We start from the raw sequence: 16,223 nt of genomic DNA, 5'->3' as shown, positions 1-16,223 counted from the left end.
GTGCGTGTGGCACAGTCGAGAACCGACAGGCGGGAGCCGGCGATGAACGAGGGCAGCGAGCCGACGACGGGCACAGGGGGGCCGCCGCCGCACACCGGGCCCCCGTCCGTGCGGTGAGGATCCGCTAGTCCACCTGGAAGCCCTGCTCGTTGCCGTACTGGACGCAGCGCTGCTTCCACTGCTGGAGGATCTCGACGAGCGAGCCCTTGCCGGTGGTGTAGTAGGGCGATGCGATGTCGCCGTAGATCGAGCGCGCCCACTCGAAGAACGGCGGGTACTGCCAGCCGGTCCCGACGATCTCCGACGCCTCCGACAGCACGGCGCCGACCTTCTGGTCGCCGAAGTACTTGTTGGCCTTGCCCTTGAACGCGTCGCTGTTCAGCACCGAGGTGTTGGGCACGAAGGCGCCCGCGTCGACGCGGGTGGACAGACCGCCGCCGTGGGTGAAGTACTCCAGGAACTTGAAGGCCGCTTCCTTGTGCTCGGCCGCCGCCGGGATGCCGAAGGAGCTTCCGCCGTTCTCCGCTCCGGCCTTGTCCCCCTGCTTCCACTGCGGCATCAGCGCGACCCTGAAGTCACCGGCGCTCTTCGGCGCGCGCTCGGGCAGCGTCGAGGTGAGCCAGCCGCCCATGGTCTGGGTGGCGAGGGTGCCCTCGTTGAGCGCCCGGTTCCAGTCGTCGGACCACCCGGTGATCTTCTTGTTGAGCAGCCCCTCGTCGAGCATCTTCTGCCAGAAGGAGACGGCCCTGGTCGTGCCCGGGTCGGTGAAGTCGATGTGCACCTTCTCGCCGTTCACCGTGAACGGGTGGCCGCCGGCCTGCCAGATCAGCGAGAGCAGGAAGAACAGGTCTCCGGTGTCCTGGGCGATGTAGTAGTCGCGGCCGAGCGCGCGGACCTTCTTGGCATCCTCGTAGTACTCGTCCCACGTGGCCGGGGGCTCGTCGATGCCGGCCTTCTTGAGCGTGGCCATGTTGTAGAACATCGCCGACGGGCCGTAGTCGGACGGCAGGGCGTAGACCTTGCCGTTGACCGTCACGTCGTTCCACGCGGCCTGGACGTAGTCCTTCTGGAAGTTCGCGACGCCGAACTCGGCGAGGTCGGCCAGCTTGCCGGGGATGGCGAAGTAGGGCACCGCGAAGTACTCGAACATCGCGAGGTCGGGTACGCCGGAATTGGCCTGGATGGCGTTGTCGAGCGCCTTGTACTCGTCCGTGGACGAGCCCGCGTTGACGACCTTGACCTTGATGTTCGGGTTCGCGGCCTGGAAGCCGGGAACAGCCTGCTCGACCGTGCCGTCCCAGCTCCAGACCGTGAGGTTCACCTGTTCGCCGCCGGCGGCGCCGCCACCGTCCGCGCCGCCGCCCGTGCCACCCGTGCCACCCGCGCCGCCTGAGCACGCGGCCAGCGCGACCATCGGCACGAGGACCGCGGAGAGCAGCCCGACCTTCTGGGAGAGCCGCATCGGCCTCTCCTCTCGTTCTGGAGACGTTCCGAAAAGATTTCGCAACATGTTCGGTGTTGGTAGGACAGTAGGTTGGCGCCTAACGCCTGTCAACGGTCAAAGGTGAGAAAACACGTGGCAGGTACCGCGAGCCGATTCATGGTAGATTCGAAATAGTTTCGTAGACCGAAGGGAGCCGCGATGCCACGGCGAGGCCGTTCCGAGCGAGCCACCTTGGCGGATGTCGCCCGATTGGCCGGCGTCTCGCCGGGGACCGCCTCGAAGGTCCTCAACGGCCGCACCGACGTGGGGGCGAAAACGCGCGAGCTCGTCCTCGGCGTCATGGCCGAGATCGGTTACATGCCGACGGCGGCGCGGCACGAGCGGACACGGGACCGGGCCCTGGTCACCATGCTGGACATCGTGGAGTCCCGCTACGCCGGGACGGTGCTCCAGGGGATCCTTCTGGCGGCGACCTCCGCCCAGGCCGAACTCCTGCTCCGCTTACCGGCCCACAAGCCGATCAGCACGAGCCGTGCGGCGGCCCGCACCTGGATGGCGGAGCAGAAGGCGTCCGGCGTCGCCGGCATCATCGCGCTCGCCATCGCCGTGCCCGGCTCGGTGCTCGTCGCCGCGGAGGACCTGGAGATGCCCGTCGTCGCGATCGACCCGATCGACACCACGGAATCCCGGGTCGTCAGCATCGGCTCCACCAACTGGGCGGGCGGCCGCTCGGCGACCGAGCACGTCATCAGGCTCGGCCACCGCAGGATCGCCTGGATCGGCGGCCCGCCCGGCTCCGCCCCCTCGGTGGAACGCTTCCACGGGTACCAGGCCGCGCTCGACTCGGCCGGCATCACGCCGGACCGCGCGCTGATCCGCCACGAGGCGTTCTCCGTCGAGGCGGGATTCCGGCACGGCCGCGAGGTCCTCTCGCTCGGCGAGCGGCCGACCGCGGTCGTCGCGGGCAACGACGAGATCGCCGTCGGGATCCTCGCCGCCGCCAAGGAGCTGCGCATCACCGTCCCGGGCGAACTCTCGGTCACCGGGTTCGACGACACGCCGCAGACCCAGTGGATCACGCCCCGGCTCACCTCCGTCCGGCAGCCGCTCGTCGGCATGGGACGGATGGCCGTCGAGACCGTCCTGGCCATGGCCGACGGCGTCCAGCCCGCCTCCCGGCACCTCCAGCTGGCGACCACTCTCAGCGTCCGCGACTCGACGGGCCCCGCCCCGTCGTCCTAATCCGGGCGCCGGCCGCCTCTGCCGGGACCGCGCCGGCCGGGGTCTTGACACCGCGAGACGGCTCGATACTGTTGCCTCACTTTACCGATCCATGGATCGGTAAAGTGAGGTACGCCTCACCCCCTCTCCCATCGGCCGCGCCGAGCGGGAACCGTCCCATCCCGCGGCCTCCACCCGACCTCCCCCAAGCGCAAGGGTGCCCATCGATGACCGACCAGGTCGTGACCGCCATCATCAACCTCGACGTCCCCGGCCCGGTGATCAACCGGCACCTGTACGGGCACTTCGCCGAGCACCTGGGCCGCTGCATCTACGGCGGCTTCTACGTGGGCGAACAGAGCGACATTCCCCACGCGGGCGGGATCCGCCTGGACGTGGTGGAGGCGCTGCGCGCCCTGAGCATCCCGAACCTGCGCTGGCCGGGCGGCTGCTTCGCCGACGAGTACCACTGGATGGACGGCGTCGGCCCCAAGGACCGGCGTCCGGCGATGGTCAACACCCACTGGGGCAACGTCGAGGAGAACAACCACTTCGGGACGCACGAGTTCATGGCCCTGTGCGAACTGCTGGGCGCCGAGCCGTACATCAGCGGCAACGTCGGCTCGGGCACGGTCAGGGAGATGAGCGACTGGGTGGAGTACATCACCCGCGAAGGCGACTCGCCGATGGTGCGCCTCCGCAAGGCCAACGGCCGTGAGGAGCCCTGGCGGGTGCGCTTCTGGGGGCTCGGCAACGAGGCATGGGGCTGCGGCGGGCACATGTCGGCCGAGCAGTACGCGGCAGAGGCCCGCCGGTTCGGCACCTACTGCCGCGACCACGGCGACAACAAGCTGTACCGCATCGCCGCGGGCGCGAACTCCGACGACTACACCTGGACCGAGACGCTGATGAAGCAGCTCGGCGACCTGGGCTGCGCCTACCGCCCCGCCGCCTTCATGCAGGCGCTGTCGCTGCACTACTACACGATCCCCGGCACCTGGGAGGACAAGGGCGACGCCACGGTGTTCGACGCCGACGACCACTACCGCACCATGGTCAAGGCGGCGCACGTCGAGGAGCTCATCGCCCGCCACTCCTCCATCATGGACTGCTACGACCCCGGCAAGAACGTGGGCCTGGCGCTGGACGAGTGGGGCACCTGGTGGAACGTCGAGCCGGGCACCAACCCCGGCTTCCTGTACCAGCAGAACACCCTCCGCGACGCGCTGGTCGCGAGCGTGCACTTCGACATCTTCCACCGGCACGCCGACCGCCTGGTGATGGCCAACATCGCCCAGACCGTGAACGTGCTCCAGGCCATGGTCCTCACCGACCCCGACTCCGGCGCGCTCGTCCTGACGCCCACCTACCACGTGTTCGAGATGAACAAGGGCCACCAGGACGCCGCCTCGCTGCGGGTCGACCTGCCGGGCGGAGTCCCCGTCCGCGAGGTCGACTCGGCGCCGCTCGCGACCGTCTCGATGTCGGCCAGCCGTAAGGACGGCCGGGTGCTCATCTCGCTGTCCAACCTTGACATGGCCGAGACGGCCGACGTCGAACTCGACCTGCGCGGCGCCGCGCTGACCGAGGTCCGCTCCCGCATCCTGACCTCCGGCAGGCCGCAGGACCACAACACCCCCGAGGCGCCGGGCACCATCGCACCGCGCGTCCACGAGCAGGTCACCGCCACGGCCTCCGGGCTGCGCGTGCACCTGCCGGCCCATTCCTTCGTCACGGTGGAGGGACGGACGGCGTGACCTGCCGCGGGCGCGCCGCCGCCGGCCCTCCCCCGCCCTCACGGCGCCCGGAGCCGAAGGACGATCCGCGATAAACTGAGGCGACGACGGCCTCGACCGAGCACGGCAGCCGGAGTCCACCCTCACCGGCAGAACGCGGGGCACGGCATGGTGACCATGGAAGACGTCGCCCGGCTGGCCGGGGTGTCGAAGATGACCGTCTCCAACGTGGTCAACAACCGTGACGGAGTCAGCGATCCGGTCCGTGAGCGGGTGCTGGAGGCCATCCACCGGTCGGGCTACCGCGTCAACGTCTCCGCCCGCACCCTCCGGTCCGGGCGGACCGGCGTCATCGGCCTGGCCGTCCCCGAGATCGGGCTCCCCTACTTCGGCCACCTGGCCGCCCACGTGATCGGCGCGGCCAGGCGGCGGGGGTTCCACGTGTCGATCGAACAGACCGGCGCGGCGGCGGCCGGCGAGGCCGACGCGATAGCCCATTCCCGCACCCTGCACTTCGACGGCCTGATCCTCAGCGCGGTCGCGCTCGGCCGCGTGGACCAGCAACTGGCCGACGCCGGCTACCCCCTGGTCATGCTCGGCGAGCAGGACTTCGGCGGCCGCTTCGACCACGTCGCCATGCCCAACGAGGAAGGCACGAAGGCCGCGACCGCCCACCTGGCCGACCAGGGATGCCGCCGCATCGCCCTCGTCACCGGCAGCGTCCTGGACGACCTGAACGGCCGGAACGACCTGAACGCCGTGGACGCCGTGGACGCCGTAGACGAGGTGAACGGCCAGAACGACCTGAACGCCGGGAACGCCGGGAACGGTGGGAACGCCGTGAACATGGCGACGCGCCGCTACCGCGGCTATCGCGCCGCGCTCGCCGAACGGGGCCTGGACGTCCACCCGCCCCTGGTCTTCCCGTTGGACGACGCGAGCATGGAAGCCGGCCGCGACGCGGCCCATCGCCTGGCCGGCTCCGGCCGGGCGATCGACGGGGTGGTGGCGGTGACCGACACCGTCGCCCTCGGCGTCCTGCGCGGCCTGGCCGACCGCGGTCTGCGGGTCCCCGGCGACGTGCGCCTCATCGGGTTCGACGACATCCCCGAATCCCGGTTCGCCGTGCCGTCGCTGTCCACCGTGGCACCCGACCACCGGTGGATGGCCGAGCGGGCCGTCGAGCTGCTGGCTCAGCGCATCCGCTCCCCCCTCCGCCCGACCGGCCAGTACGTCGCCCCCTTCGAGCTGGTGATCCGCGAGTCGACACGCTGAACGCCCGCCCCGGCCGTCCCCCCGGCCGTCCGCCGCCGGGCGGCCCCGACGGCGTGACGCGCGGGCCGGGCGCGGCGAGCCGGGACGAAGGAGCCTCGTGAAGCTTTCATCCCGGCCCCCGCGGGCCGGGCGCTCTACCTCCGCGTTCCGCGTCCGCGCGGGCGGGCGGCGTTGACAGGCCACGGCGAGGTTCCGATGCTGCGACGGCAGGACCATCCCCGTCAGGAGCCGTGATGCCCACCTCGCGCGAGCGCTTCATCCGTCCGGTGACGATCCTCCTCACCGTCGCGGCGGTCCTGTCTGCTCTGTTCGGGGGCGCGCCCACGGCGTCGGCGGCCACCGGATGCCGCGTCGCGTACGCGGTGTCCGACCAGTGGTCGGGCGGCTTCGGCGCCTCGGTCACCGTCACCAACCTGGGTGACCCGATCAGCGGGTGGACGCTCACCTGGGCCTTCACCGCCGGGCAGACGGTCACCCAGTCGTGGAACACCACGCTCACCCAGTCCGGCGCCCAGGTCAGGGCGGCCGACGCCGGATACAACGCGGCGCTGGCCACCGGCGCGAGCGTCGCGTTCGGCTTCAACGGCTCGTGGAACAACACGGCCAACCCGGTCCCGCAGTCCTTCGCCCTGAACGGCGTGACCTGCACCGGCGCCCCGGCGACCCCGACGCCGACCCCCACCCCTTCCGCGACCCCGACCCCTCCGGCGACCCCGACCCCGACCCCGTCGCCCAGCCCGTCCCCCAGCCCGTCGCCCAGCCCGTCGCCCACGCCCTCAGGAGTGGTCACCGGTGACGGCCAGCCGGGCGACCCCAACATCACCTACGTCGGCCGCTGGGACTCGGCCCACGTCCCCCAGTGGGCCGGCGCCTACATCCGGACGTCCTTCACCGGCACCACCGTCAAGATCAAGCAGCGGTCCGCGGTCAACATCTACGTGAGCATCGACGGCGGCGCCGATGTCTTCTACGCGGGCGTCTCCGGCACCGTCAACCTGACCCCGACGCCCCTGCGGGCGGGCACGCACACCCTCTGGGTGTCCTACCGCTCCGGCGACGTCGTCTTCCAGGGACTCGTCCTGGACAGCGGCGCCTCCACCGTGAACACCCCGGCACCGCCGGGCAAGCTGGTGGAGTTCGTCGGCGACTCCATCACCGCGGGCTACCTGTCCTCCAAGCTCGCCGTCAGCGCCTACGGCTGGGTCCTGGGCGAACGCCTCGGCGTCCGGCACACCCAGATCGCCCGCTCCGGCTACTGCCTGGTCGCCCAGGAGGGCTGCGTCGGGCTCGCCTCCCAGTTCTTCGACCTCGGCAGCACCGGCACGACCGCGTGGGACTTCAGCCGGTACCAGGCCAGCGCCGTCGTGATCAACCTGGGCACCAACGACATCGGGCACCACGTCACCAACGCCGCCTTCCAGGCCGCGTACACGACCTTCCTGCGGAACATCCGCGCCAAGTACCCCGCCGCCGCGCTGTTCGCCATGGAGACCTTCAAGAAGCGGTACGTCACCGAGACCAAGGCCGCCGTGGCCGCGCTCAACAACTCCGGCGACGCCAACGTCTACTACATCCCCACAGAGGGCTGGCTGACGACCGGCACCGACTACGCCGACGGCGACGGCCACCCCAACGACGCCGGCCACCTCAAGGTCGCCGCCCGCCTCGCCCCCATCATCGCCCCCAAGATCGGCGTAGCCACCCCCTGACGCTCTGGCGACCGACGAGCGCATCGGTTCCCTCCTTGCTCATCCGGCCGTCACCAGGGGCTCGGCCGCGACGGTGCTCACTCTCACGCGGCGGACGGTCGTCCACTGCCGCAGGAGCACCAGGCCGAGGCCCGCGGCGAACCAGAGTGCGAGGACGGCGAGCGCGGACCCCGCGTGCGATCCGCCGAAGTAGCCGAAGTCGTTGATGGCGCGCACGGCCGCGCCGGGGGGCAGCTTCGCGGAGACCGCCTGGGCCCATCCGGGCAGCAGGTCGAACCCGATGGTCGCTCCGCTGGTCGCGTTGCCGATCGTCGTGAGGGTGAGGACGGCCAGGCCGATTCCGGCCGGGCCCAGCCATGCCCCGAGCGCCTTGGTCGCGAACGCGCTCGCGGCCGACAGCAGGATGAGAGAAGCGGCCAGGAGCGGGAACGACGGCGTCAGCGAGCCGCAGATGGGGCCCGCGATCGTGGCCGCCACGACACCGATCGCCACCGCGAAGCCGGCCATCGCGGAGAGCCTGTGACGGAGGCGAACGGTCGCGACGGCACCGGTGAGGCCCTGCGCCAGGACGAACGACGAGAGCGTCACGCCGAAGACCACGTAGAAAGCGGACAGCCCGCGCGAGTCGTAGGCGGCCAGAGGGACGATGTCGGCCTCCTGAACGGTGAGCCCGGCCCCGCGGGCGAGACCGGCGACGACCTGCCGGGCCGCCCCGCTCTCACTGAGCCCGCTCGCGCCGGCGTACTCCAACCGCAGTGTGGTCGGGGAGGTCGCGCCCACCACGGCGACCGCGTCGCCGTTTCGCACCAGGGCGGCGCCCTCGTCGATGCTGGAAACCTGCGTGACCTTCAGCGAGTCACCCAGCTTGGCCTGTGCCGCGCTCACCAGCCGCCCGCCGACCGCGGCCACGGGAAGCCCGTGGGGCGTGGGTGATCGCTGGAGGCCGACATAGACCGCGATGAACGCGGCGCCGATGATGAGCCCGGTGACGACGAGGGGGATCCAGGTGCGGTGCTGGGTGACCACGGGCCCGGCCTTGCCCGGCCGTGGAACGGATGATGACATGACGATCTCCTCAGCTTCTGCAGTTCGAGCATCGAACTGGACGAACACCATGCGCGGCATGGCTTGGGAACCGACGAAAACGCGAGCATCCGACTGCGACGACGTCGGAGTGACGCCGGCCGGCGCCGGGGGCCGGGAGGATCTGCGAGGGACGGCCGGCGACGGCCAGCGACGGATCGGCGGAGATGAACTACTGGAACATCGTGCGGTTGTTCTCGGCGAAGTCCCGGACGTCGAGGGGCGGCCTGCCGAGGATGGTCTCGATATCGGTGGAGACCCGGTCGTAGCGGTTCTCGCGATGCAGCCTCGTCATGGTCGCGATGTGCTCGAAGAGATGTTCCGGAAGCCTCGCCGCCGCCAGACCTTCGGCCCACTCGCCGAAAGGCGTGTCGACGTAGGTGACGGGCCGGCCCACCACCTTGGCGAACTCCTCCGCGACACCGTCCATGGTCCTGGAGACCGGTCCGGTGAGTTCGTACACCCGGCCCAGGTGAGGGCCGGGCTCGGCGAGAACGGCGGACACCACGTCGGCGACGTCGTCCGTGGCGACCGGCGATGTGCGCCCGGAGCCGAACGGCAACCGGACGGCGATCCCGTCCGCCGCGGAGTGGACCGCGAACCGGAACAGCGGATTCTCCATGAAGATGGTGGGCCTGACCTGGACGACGGGTAGGCCCGACCACGAGAGGATCAGCTCGCTCAGCAGGTGGAGGCGCTGCTGGCGTGACTCAGAACCACTCGTGATCGTCATCTGCGAGACGGTCATCTGCGAGATGTTGACGAAGGCCTCCAGGGCCCCGTGCTCGCGTGCGGCGGCGGCGACCGCCGTCGTGGCTTCCAGGTAGGAACTCGACACGCTCATCCCGAAGTAGAGCCGGTGGCACCCCTCAAGGGCACGGGCGACGTCCGCCGGCCGGGTGAGGTCGCCGACGACCACTTCGGCTCCGGTCGCGCGGAGGGTCTCGGCGCGTTCGTCGTCCTGCCTGACCAGCGCACGGGTCGGCAGTCCGCGGCCTCGCAGGCGCTCGACGACCTTCCTCCCCACCGATCCGGCGTTTCCCGCCCCGGTCACCAGGATCGTCTTCTCCGGCATTCCACTTCCTCCTCATTGGTCGCATTGGTCGCACCGATGTGTCGCCGCCTGTCAGCCGTGGCGGGGGGCGTCCGCGATCAGGTCGGTGACGTCTCCGGGCCCGGCGACCATGGACAGGCGGGCATCGCCGCGACGATGCGCGAGCGGTGATCACGGTCCGAACGGTTTGATTTCCAGACCGTGGCGTCACGCTATCGCTCGACGGTTTGAATAGCAAACCGTGGCTTGGTAGCCTTGATCATGGCCGAGTCCCCGGTGGCGCCAGGAAGACCCTGTTCGATGGCGGCCACGCTTCAGGTGGCCGGCGACCGCTGGTCGTTACCGGCCATGCGAGAGATCCTTTTCGGGAACCCGCGGTTCAGCCAGATCGCCGGCAACACCGGGGCGCATCCGGCCGGCCATGGTGTGCCGCACCTGCGGGCAGGCGATCAGCGATGACGACCTGCACCTGGTGTCCCACGCGCCCGGCTGGACGATCAGCGGCCCCGACGCCCGGAAGGACGGCGTCCAGCCGTCCTGACGCGCCGGTACCTCCCGGGGGGCGGTCGCGGTCATCGAGTCGTTCGCAGGCCGGGCGCGATCCTGGGGACGGCGGTCACCGCGGGGTCGGCTCCGAGGTGAGGGCGGGGACGGCGGCGAGCAGGTCCTTGGTGTAGGAGTCCTTGGGCGAGCCGAACACCTCGGCCACCGGGCCGCTCTCGACGATCCGGCCGTCCTTCATGACCGCGATCCGGTCGCTGACGTGGTGGATGACCCCGAGGTCGTGCGAGATGAACAGCATGGCCACCGCCAGGTCCCGCTGCAGGGTGGCGAGCAGGTCGAGGATCTGCGCCTGGATCGACACGTCCAGCGCCGACACGGGCTCGTCGCAGACCAGGATGTCGGGGCCGGTGGCCAGCGCGCGCGCGATGGCGACCCGCTGCCGCTGTCCTCCCGACATCTGCGACGGCCGTCGCCGCAGCAGGGTGGCCGGCAGGCCGACCATGTCGAGCAGTTCGAGCACCCTCGTCGCGCGCCGGTTCCTGGGCAGGCCGGTGATCGCGACGGCCTCGCCGACGATGCGTCCGACGGAGTGCCGGGGGTCGAAGGAGCCGAGCGGGTCCTGGTAGACGGCCTGGATGCGGCGGCGTCCGGGCCTGCGCTCCTTCTCCCGCACGCCGCTCCAGGGGCGGCCGCCGAGCATCACCGTCCCCTCGTCGGGGGCGAGCAGGCCGAGGGCGATGCGGGCCACGGTCGTCTTGCCGGAGCCGGACTCGCCCACCAGGCCGAGGGTCTCCCCCGCTCGCAGTTCGAAGGAGACCTCGTCGACCGCCGTCCGGCCCCTGAACCGTTTGACGAGGCCTTCGGCCGACAGCAGGACGGGGCCCGGGTCCCGGTCGCCACCGAGGCCGACCGGGGGGAGGTCCGGGAGCCGGGTGAACGGGCGGTGGCAGCGGGCCCGGCGGGCGGGGGCGACATCGGCGTCGGGTGGGTCTTCCTCGCGGCAGCGGTCCTCGGCCAGGGCGCACCGGGCGGCGTAGGCGCAGGCGCCCGAGGGCCCCTCGTGCAGGACCGACAGCAGGGCGCCCTTGGCGTGGGCGGCGGGGACCGCCGCCATCAGAGCCCTGGTGTACGGGTGCGCGGGCTCGGCCAGCACGTCGGCGGCAGGCCCCTCCTCGACGATGCGCCCGGCGTACATGACCGCGACGCGGTCGGCGAGGCGCGAGACCACGGCCAGGTCGTGGCTGATCAACAGGAGCGCGGAGCCGGCGTCCTTGAGACGGCCCAGCAGGTCGAGGATCTGCACCTGCACGGTCGCGTCGAGCGCGGTGGTGGGTTCGTCGGCGACCAGCAGCGAGGGACCGGCCGCCACCACCGACGCGATCAGGGCTCGCTGACGCAGGCCCCCGGAGAGTTCGTGCGGGTGCTGGCCGGCGCGGTGCTCAGGGTCGGGGATGCCGGCCTCGGCCAGCAGGCGGAGCACGTGCTCGCGCCGCGTCCTGGCCGGCACCACGTCATGGGTGCGCAGCGTCTCGGCCACCTCGGCGCCGACCGTGCGAAGCGGGTCGAGGGAGACCAGCGCGTCCTGGAGGATCAGCCCGATGCGCCGCCCCCGCACCCCGCGCCACCCGGCCTCCGACAGCCGCGACAGGTCCTGCCCGTCGAAGGTGAAGCCGCGCGAGGAGACCTTCGCCCGGTCACCCGCCAGCCCGACCAGGGCGCGGGCGGTCACGCTCTTGCCCGAGCCGGACTCGCCCACGATCGCCAGGCACTCGCCCGGCGTGACCTGGAACGACACGTCCCGCACGACCGGCGGCCCGTCGAACGACACGGTCAGCCCGTCGACGTCGATCATGATGTCCTCCGGGTGTAGCGGCGCTGGGCCGCGCGGCCGAGCACGTTGACGCCGATCACCGTGAGGGTGATGGCGGCGCCGGGGAACAGTCCGAGCCACCAGGCGTCGGCCAGGAAGTCGCGGCCTTCGGCGAGCATCGACCCCCATTCGGGGTCGGGCGGCTTCACGCCGAACCCGAGGAAGCTCAGCCCCGACCCGGCGATCAGCGCGGTGCCGAACCCGACCGTGGCCAGCACCAGCACCGGCCCGACCGCGTTGGGCAGCACGTGCCGGGCCACCAGGACCACCGGCCGCAGGCCGAGGCCGTGCGCGGCCTCCACGTAGCCCGACCGCCGCACGACCAGCGCCTCGGTCCTGACCATCCGGGCGTACCCGGGGGTGAAGGCCAGCGCGATGGCCGCCACGACGTTGGCCAGGCCGCCGCCGAGCACGGTGATCACCAGCAGGGCGAGCAGGAGCTGCGGCAGCGACAGCAGCACGTCGAGCAGCCGCATGGTCGCCTGGTCGACGGCCCGGCCGCCGAGCGCCGCCACGACGCCGACCAGCGCCCCGGCGGCGACCGCGAGCACGGTCGCGCCGAGCCCGAGCAGCAGGGATGGACGGGTGCCGTACACCACCCGGGTGAACAGGTCACGCCCGAGCTGGTCGGTGCCGAACCAGTGGCCGGCGCCGGGCGGCAGCAGCGCGTGCACCGGGTCGATGGTGATCGGCGAGACGGAGGTCAGCAGACCGGGCACGGCGGCGGCGGCCAGCAGCGGTGCGAGCGCCAGCCCCGCGATGATCGTCGATCTTCTCATGCGGGACGCAGCCTCGGGTCGATGACCGCGTGCAGCAGGTCGAGGACTGCGGAGATGACCACGAAGACCAGGGCCGACAGCAGCACCACCCCCATCACGACCGGCATGTCCTTGTCGCCGACCGCCTGGAGGGTGAGGGCCCCGATGCCCGACCGGCCGAACACCGTCTCGACCAGGACGGCCCCGCCGAGCAGGGTGCCCACCAGCCACCCGGTGAGGGTGGCCAGCGACGCCGCGGCGTGGCGCAGGGCGTGGCGGAGCCTTACGGCGAGTTGGGAGAGCCCGCGCGCCCGCGCGGTGACCGCGAACGGCTCGGCCAGCGCGGCCTCCAGCCCCTCGCGCAGCACCTGGGCGAGCAGGCCCGCGATCGGCAGCGCCAGGGTCAGCGCGGGCAGCACCAGCGCGGCGAGGTCCTGGGTGCCGATCACCGGGAAGATCCGAAGCTGGAAGGAGAACGCGGTCAGCAGCAGGATTCCCAGCCAGTACGACGGCAGCGACACCGCCGCCAGCTCCCACGCCCCGGCCACCGCGCGAACCCGGCGGTCCCGGCCCGCCGTCGCGACGGCGCTGATGAGAGCGATCACCACGGCCACGACCACCGCGGCGACGGCCAGTTGCGCGGTCGGCCCGAGCTGGTCGGTGATCAGACCCCAGACCGGGCGCTGGAGCTGGTAAGACGAGCCGAGGTCGCCGGTCACCAGCTTCCTCAGGTAGGCGAAGTACTGCACCAGGACGGGCCGGTCGAAGCCGTAGTCGGCGCGGATCCGGTCGCGGACCTCGGCCGAGGCCATGGTGGCCGGGCCGAGGAGGGTGGCCACCGGGTCGCCCGGCAGGAGCATGAGGGCGGCGAAGGCGAGGGTCGCGGCGCCCCAGAGCACCGCGATCCCCGCTCCCGCCCTTTTCAGGGCCGTCCTCATCGGGACGGCTTGCCGAGCCAGGCGTCGTAGAACAGCGGCCAGGCGTTGGCGTCCAGGCTGAGGCCCTGGACCTGCCTGCCGAGGCCGAGCACCTGCGACTGGGTGTAGACCGGGATGACGATGGCCAGGTCGATCGCGCGCCGCTGGGTCCGGCCGTACACGTCCTTGCGCACGGTCTCGTCCAGAGTGGCCCTGCCCTGGTCGGTCCACTTGGTCAGGTCGGGGTCGTTGAGGAAGGTGGCGTTCTGGCCGCCTTTCTGCGGCCGGCTGGCGCCGTTGAGCAGCAGCCACAGCACGTCGGGTTCGGCGCGCGACCAGCTGTAGTCGGCCATGTCGGCCTTCCCGCCGTAGACGCGCTCCAGGTAGGTGCCGATGTCGGCCTGCGGGCGGATCACCTGGACGCCGATCTTCTTCAGGTCGGCCTGGAAGGCCTGGCCGAGGATGTCCCGCTGGTCGCGGACGTACTGGGCGGGCAGCAGCGGCCAGTCGACGACCAGGCGCTCGCCGTTCTTGGTGCGGTAGCCCTCGGCGTCCTTGGCGGTCCAGCCCGCGTCGTCGAGCAGCTTGTTCGCCAGCGCCGGGTCGTACGGCCAGGAGTTCTCCAGGGAGGCGTCGTAGCCCGGCGTGGTCGGCGCGAGCGGGCTCCAGGCGCGCTTGAACTGGCCGAAGTAGAGCGCCTTGATGTCGGTGTCGATGTCGATGCCACGCTGGATCGCCTTGCGGACCTTCTCGTCGTCGAGCGGTCGCTTGGAGGTGTTGAGGTAGATGCTGTAGTTGCCGCCCGGGTAGTCGGCGCTCAGCATCGTCAGGGCGGCGTTGCCCTTGAGCCTGGCGCTCTGGGCGGGCGGAACGGCCGCGGCGACGTCGATCTGCCCGCTCGACAGCGACCCGACGCGCACCGAGGCCTCGGGCAGGAAGCGCACGGTCAGCTTGTCGAGGTAGGCGGGTCCGGTGTGCGCGGCCGTCTCGGGCGCCCACTTGTAGGCGTCGTTGCGGGTGAAGACGGCCTGCCGGCCCTTGGCGTACTGGCTGAACACGAACGGCCCGGTGCCGGCCTCGACCGTCCCGCCGGAGGCGAGCGCCGCGGAGTTGGCCGCGATCGTCTTGGGCGAGTAGAAGCCCAGGTAGGCGGTGCTGGCGGCCTGCAGGAACGGCGCGAACGGCTGGGAGAACTCCACGGTCACCGTGTGGGAGTCGACGACCTTCGTGCCGGTGTAGGGCCCGAGCAGGCTCGCCGCGAGCTGTGACTTGGTGGCCGGGTCGTGGATCCGGTCGAAGTTGATCTTCACGGCTTCGGCGTCGAAGGGAGTGCCGTCGTGGAAGACGACGTCCTTGCGCAGCTTGAAGGTGTAGCTCTTCAGGTCGGGCGCGGCCTTCCACGACTCGGCCAGCCACGGATGGAATTTGCCGGAGGCGTCCAGGGAGATGAGCGAGTCGAAGACATTGCGCATGATCGCGCCGGTGATGTCCTGGGAGCTCTGGTGGACGTCGAAGGAGACCGGTTCGGTGTCGGCCGCGAACGTCAGCGAGCCGCCCTTGACCGGCGCGGCCGGCGCCGCCGGGGCACCGGTGGAGGAGGCCGGGGAGCCGCCGCAGGCGGCCAGGAACAGCGCCAGCGCCGCGACGGCTCCGCACCATCGGGTTTTTAGGAGAATGTGCATTTTCACCGATCCGGCAAGCGTGAATAATTAGCCGATATTTCAGTCCGAAGGCTAATTCGCGGCCCACCTTCCCGGTACCCCTAATACCCCCTAAGGGCTATTCCCGGGGAAATCGCGGAATGGAAACTCGGCGGCTGATCCGCCAGCCGTCCGGAGTGCGTTCCAGCAGATCGAGGTACTCCCCGTTGTGCACGCTCCCGTCCTGAAGGATCGCCAGGTAACGGCTGCGCGCCCGCACCGCTCCCGCCTCGTCCACGAACACGTGGCTGTCGAGAGTCTGGTGGTCAGGCCCGTCAGGGCCGAGCACGAGCGAGAATTCGGCGATGGCGGGCAGGCCCTGGACGACCCGCCCGGCGCCCCGGGTCATCTCGATCGCCGCGTCCTCGGTGAACACGCGGTGGAGTTCGCCGACCTCCTGGTTGTCGAAGACGTGAGAGAACAGGGCGAGTGTGCCCCGGATGTCCGAAACGTCCTCTAATGACAATTCATCCATTTGCGCCTCAGGAAATCTGCTGGAGAATACCCAGCCGGTCGGGCAGGACGGTGTATCGCACGATCTTCCCGTCCCGGAAGGTGATGGTGCTGATGCTGTGGCCGGTGAAATGACGGCCACTCGCGGGGGCGCCGAAGAGCGGCGCCCGCTGGACGCCCTCGATGCGCCAGAACACCACAACCCGGTCGCCCTCGGCGACCAGGTCGGTGACGGTCGCTTTGACGCCCTCGACCGTCGCCCAGACCGAATCGACGTGCCGGCGGAAGTCCTCCCGGCCGCCGCCGGACCTGATGGTCTCGTCGACGGCGTCCTCGGCGATCAGCTCCTCCAGCAGCCCGGGCCGGTGCAGCGTGATCAGCTCCTCGTAGAGCCGCCGCGCCGTCTCCTTGTTCCTCTCGACGTTCCGATCGACGTTCCCGTCGACGTTCCTCTCGGTGCCGTTGCCGGAGGTGCCGTTCTCGGTGCTCATAGACGCTC

At 70.9% G+C, this 16,223-nt stretch carries 13 protein-coding genes; 4 read left to right on the top strand and 9 right to left on the bottom strand.

Annotation, left to right across the window (positions count from 1 at the left end; all coding sequences use genetic code 11):
- Nucleotides 1-124: 124 nt before the first annotated feature.
- Entirely contained in the window at nt 125-1,462 is a 1,338-nt protein-coding gene (locus ABZT47_RS36650) for a sugar ABC transporter substrate-binding protein (protein ID WP_354852548.1), read from the bottom strand.
- Nucleotides 1,463-1,675: 213 nt separating this feature from the next.
- On the opposite strand from ABZT47_RS36650, the gene ABZT47_RS36645 reads away from it, so the two are divergent.
- From ABZT47_RS36645 to ABZT47_RS36630, 4 genes are all read left to right on the top strand, one after another.
- Complete coding sequence (locus ABZT47_RS36645; protein ID WP_354852546.1) at nt 1,676-2,686, top strand: LacI family DNA-binding transcriptional regulator; 1,011 nt, start codon at nt 1,676-1,678, stop codon at nt 2,684-2,686.
- Between the two features lie 206 nt (nt 2,687-2,892).
- Nucleotides 2,893-4,422: an alpha-L-arabinofuranosidase C-terminal domain-containing protein gene (locus ABZT47_RS36640; protein ID WP_354852544.1), complete on the top strand. Its 1,530-nt coding sequence runs from the start codon at nt 2,893-2,895 to the stop codon at nt 4,420-4,422.
- A 147-nt stretch (nt 4,423-4,569) separates the two neighbouring features.
- Nucleotides 4,570-5,676: a LacI family DNA-binding transcriptional regulator gene (locus ABZT47_RS36635; protein ID WP_354852540.1), complete on the top strand. Its 1,107-nt coding sequence runs from the start codon at nt 4,570-4,572 to the stop codon at nt 5,674-5,676.
- A 233-nt stretch (nt 5,677-5,909) separates the two neighbouring features.
- Entirely contained in the window at nt 5,910-7,385 is a 1,476-nt protein-coding gene (locus tag ABZT47_RS36630) for a cellulose binding domain-containing protein (protein ID WP_354852538.1), read from the top strand.
- Nucleotides 7,386-7,424: 39 nt separating this feature from the next.
- Here the strand turns inward: ABZT47_RS36630 and ABZT47_RS36625 are convergent, their stop codons facing one another.
- The 8 genes from ABZT47_RS36625 to ABZT47_RS36590 all read right to left on the bottom strand — a co-directional run bounded on the left by ABZT47_RS36625 (nt 7,425) and on the right by ABZT47_RS36590 (nt 16,215).
- Nucleotides 7,425-8,450: a hypothetical protein gene (locus ABZT47_RS36625; RefSeq protein WP_354852536.1), complete on the bottom strand. Its 1,026-nt coding sequence runs from the start codon at nt 8,448-8,450 to the stop codon at nt 7,425-7,427.
- A 190-nt stretch (nt 8,451-8,640) separates the two neighbouring features.
- Nucleotides 8,641-9,543 (bottom strand): NAD(P)H-binding protein, encoded by a 903-nt coding sequence (locus ABZT47_RS36620; RefSeq protein WP_354852534.1) that lies wholly within the window; start codon nt 9,541-9,543, stop codon nt 8,641-8,643.
- 595 nt (nt 9,544-10,138) lie between these two features.
- The gene (locus tag ABZT47_RS36615) at nt 10,139-11,878 is read right to left on the bottom strand and encodes an ABC transporter ATP-binding protein (RefSeq protein WP_354852533.1); all 1,740 of its coding nucleotides are present in this window, start codon (nt 11,876-11,878) and stop codon (nt 10,139-10,141) included.
- Nucleotides 11,875-12,675, bottom strand: a complete 801-nt coding sequence (locus ABZT47_RS36610) for an ABC transporter permease (protein ID WP_354852532.1) — start codon at nt 12,673-12,675, stop codon at nt 11,875-11,877. The genes ABZT47_RS36615 and ABZT47_RS36610 overlap by 4 nt, the downstream gene beginning before the upstream one ends.
- Nucleotides 12,672-13,592 carry an ABC transporter permease gene (locus ABZT47_RS36605; RefSeq protein WP_354852530.1) on the bottom strand — a complete coding sequence of 307 codons (921 nt, stop codon included), beginning with the start codon at nt 13,590-13,592 and terminating at the stop codon, nt 12,672-12,674. Before ABZT47_RS36605 ends, ABZT47_RS36610 begins: the two co-directional genes overlap by 4 nt.
- Nucleotides 13,589-15,253, bottom strand: a complete 1,665-nt coding sequence (locus tag ABZT47_RS36600) for an ABC transporter substrate-binding protein (RefSeq protein ID WP_354852528.1) — start codon at nt 15,251-15,253, stop codon at nt 13,589-13,591. The genes ABZT47_RS36605 and ABZT47_RS36600 overlap by 4 nt, the downstream gene beginning before the upstream one ends.
- A gap of 97 nt (nt 15,254-15,350) precedes the next feature.
- Nucleotides 15,351-15,737: a nuclear transport factor 2 family protein gene (locus tag ABZT47_RS36595; protein WP_354852526.1), complete on the bottom strand. Its 387-nt coding sequence runs from the start codon at nt 15,735-15,737 to the stop codon at nt 15,351-15,353.
- A gap of 16 nt (nt 15,738-15,753) precedes the next feature.
- Nucleotides 15,754-16,215 carry an ester cyclase gene (locus ABZT47_RS36590; protein WP_354852524.1) on the bottom strand — a complete coding sequence of 154 codons (462 nt, stop codon included), beginning with the start codon at nt 16,213-16,215 and terminating at the stop codon, nt 15,754-15,756.
- Nucleotides 16,216-16,223 lie beyond the last annotated feature (8 nt).

It is taken from the genome of Sphaerisporangium sp. NPDC005289 (assembly GCF_040607455.1).
Classification (GTDB): Bacteria; Actinomycetota; Actinomycetes; order Streptosporangiales; family Streptosporangiaceae; genus Sphaerisporangium; species Sphaerisporangium rhizosphaerae.
The sequence above is the reverse complement of the archived record's forward strand: the minus strand, read 5'-3'. Positions and strand labels throughout refer to the sequence as shown.

Bases quoted from the DNA above. Each gene is read 5' to 3' on its own strand.
- ABZT47_RS36650 (WP_354852548.1), bottom strand. From the start codon at position 1,462: ATGCGGCTCTCCCAGAAGGTCGGGCTGCTCTCCGCGGTCCTCGTGCCG.
- ABZT47_RS36640 (WP_354852544.1), top strand. From the start codon at position 2,893: ATGACCGACCAGGTCGTGACCGCCATCATCAACCTCGACGTCCCCGGC.
- ABZT47_RS36635 (WP_354852540.1), top strand. From the start codon at position 4,570: ATGGTGACCATGGAAGACGTCGCCCGGCTGGCCGGGGTGTCGAAGATG.
- ABZT47_RS36630 (WP_354852538.1), top strand. From the start codon at position 5,910: ATGCCCACCTCGCGCGAGCGCTTCATCCGTCCGGTGACGATCCTCCTC.
- ABZT47_RS36625 (WP_354852536.1), bottom strand. From the start codon at position 8,450: ATGTCATCATCCGTTCCACGGCCGGGCAAGGCCGGGCCCGTGGTCACC.
- ABZT47_RS36620 (WP_354852534.1), bottom strand. From the start codon at position 9,543: ATGCCGGAGAAGACGATCCTGGTGACCGGGGCGGGAAACGCCGGATCG.
- ABZT47_RS36615 (WP_354852533.1), bottom strand. From the start codon at position 11,878: ATGATCGACGTCGACGGGCTGACCGTGTCGTTCGACGGGCCGCCGGTC.
- ABZT47_RS36610 (WP_354852532.1), bottom strand. From the start codon at position 12,675: ATGAGAAGATCGACGATCATCGCGGGGCTGGCGCTCGCACCGCTGCTG.
- ABZT47_RS36605 (WP_354852530.1), bottom strand. From the start codon at position 13,592: ATGAGGACGGCCCTGAAAAGGGCGGGAGCGGGGATCGCGGTGCTCTGG.
- ABZT47_RS36600 (WP_354852528.1), bottom strand. From the start codon at position 15,253: ATGCACATTCTCCTAAAAACCCGATGGTGCGGAGCCGTCGCGGCGCTG.
- ABZT47_RS36590 (WP_354852524.1), bottom strand. From the start codon at position 16,215: ATGAGCACCGAGAACGGCACCTCCGGCAACGGCACCGAGAGGAACGTC.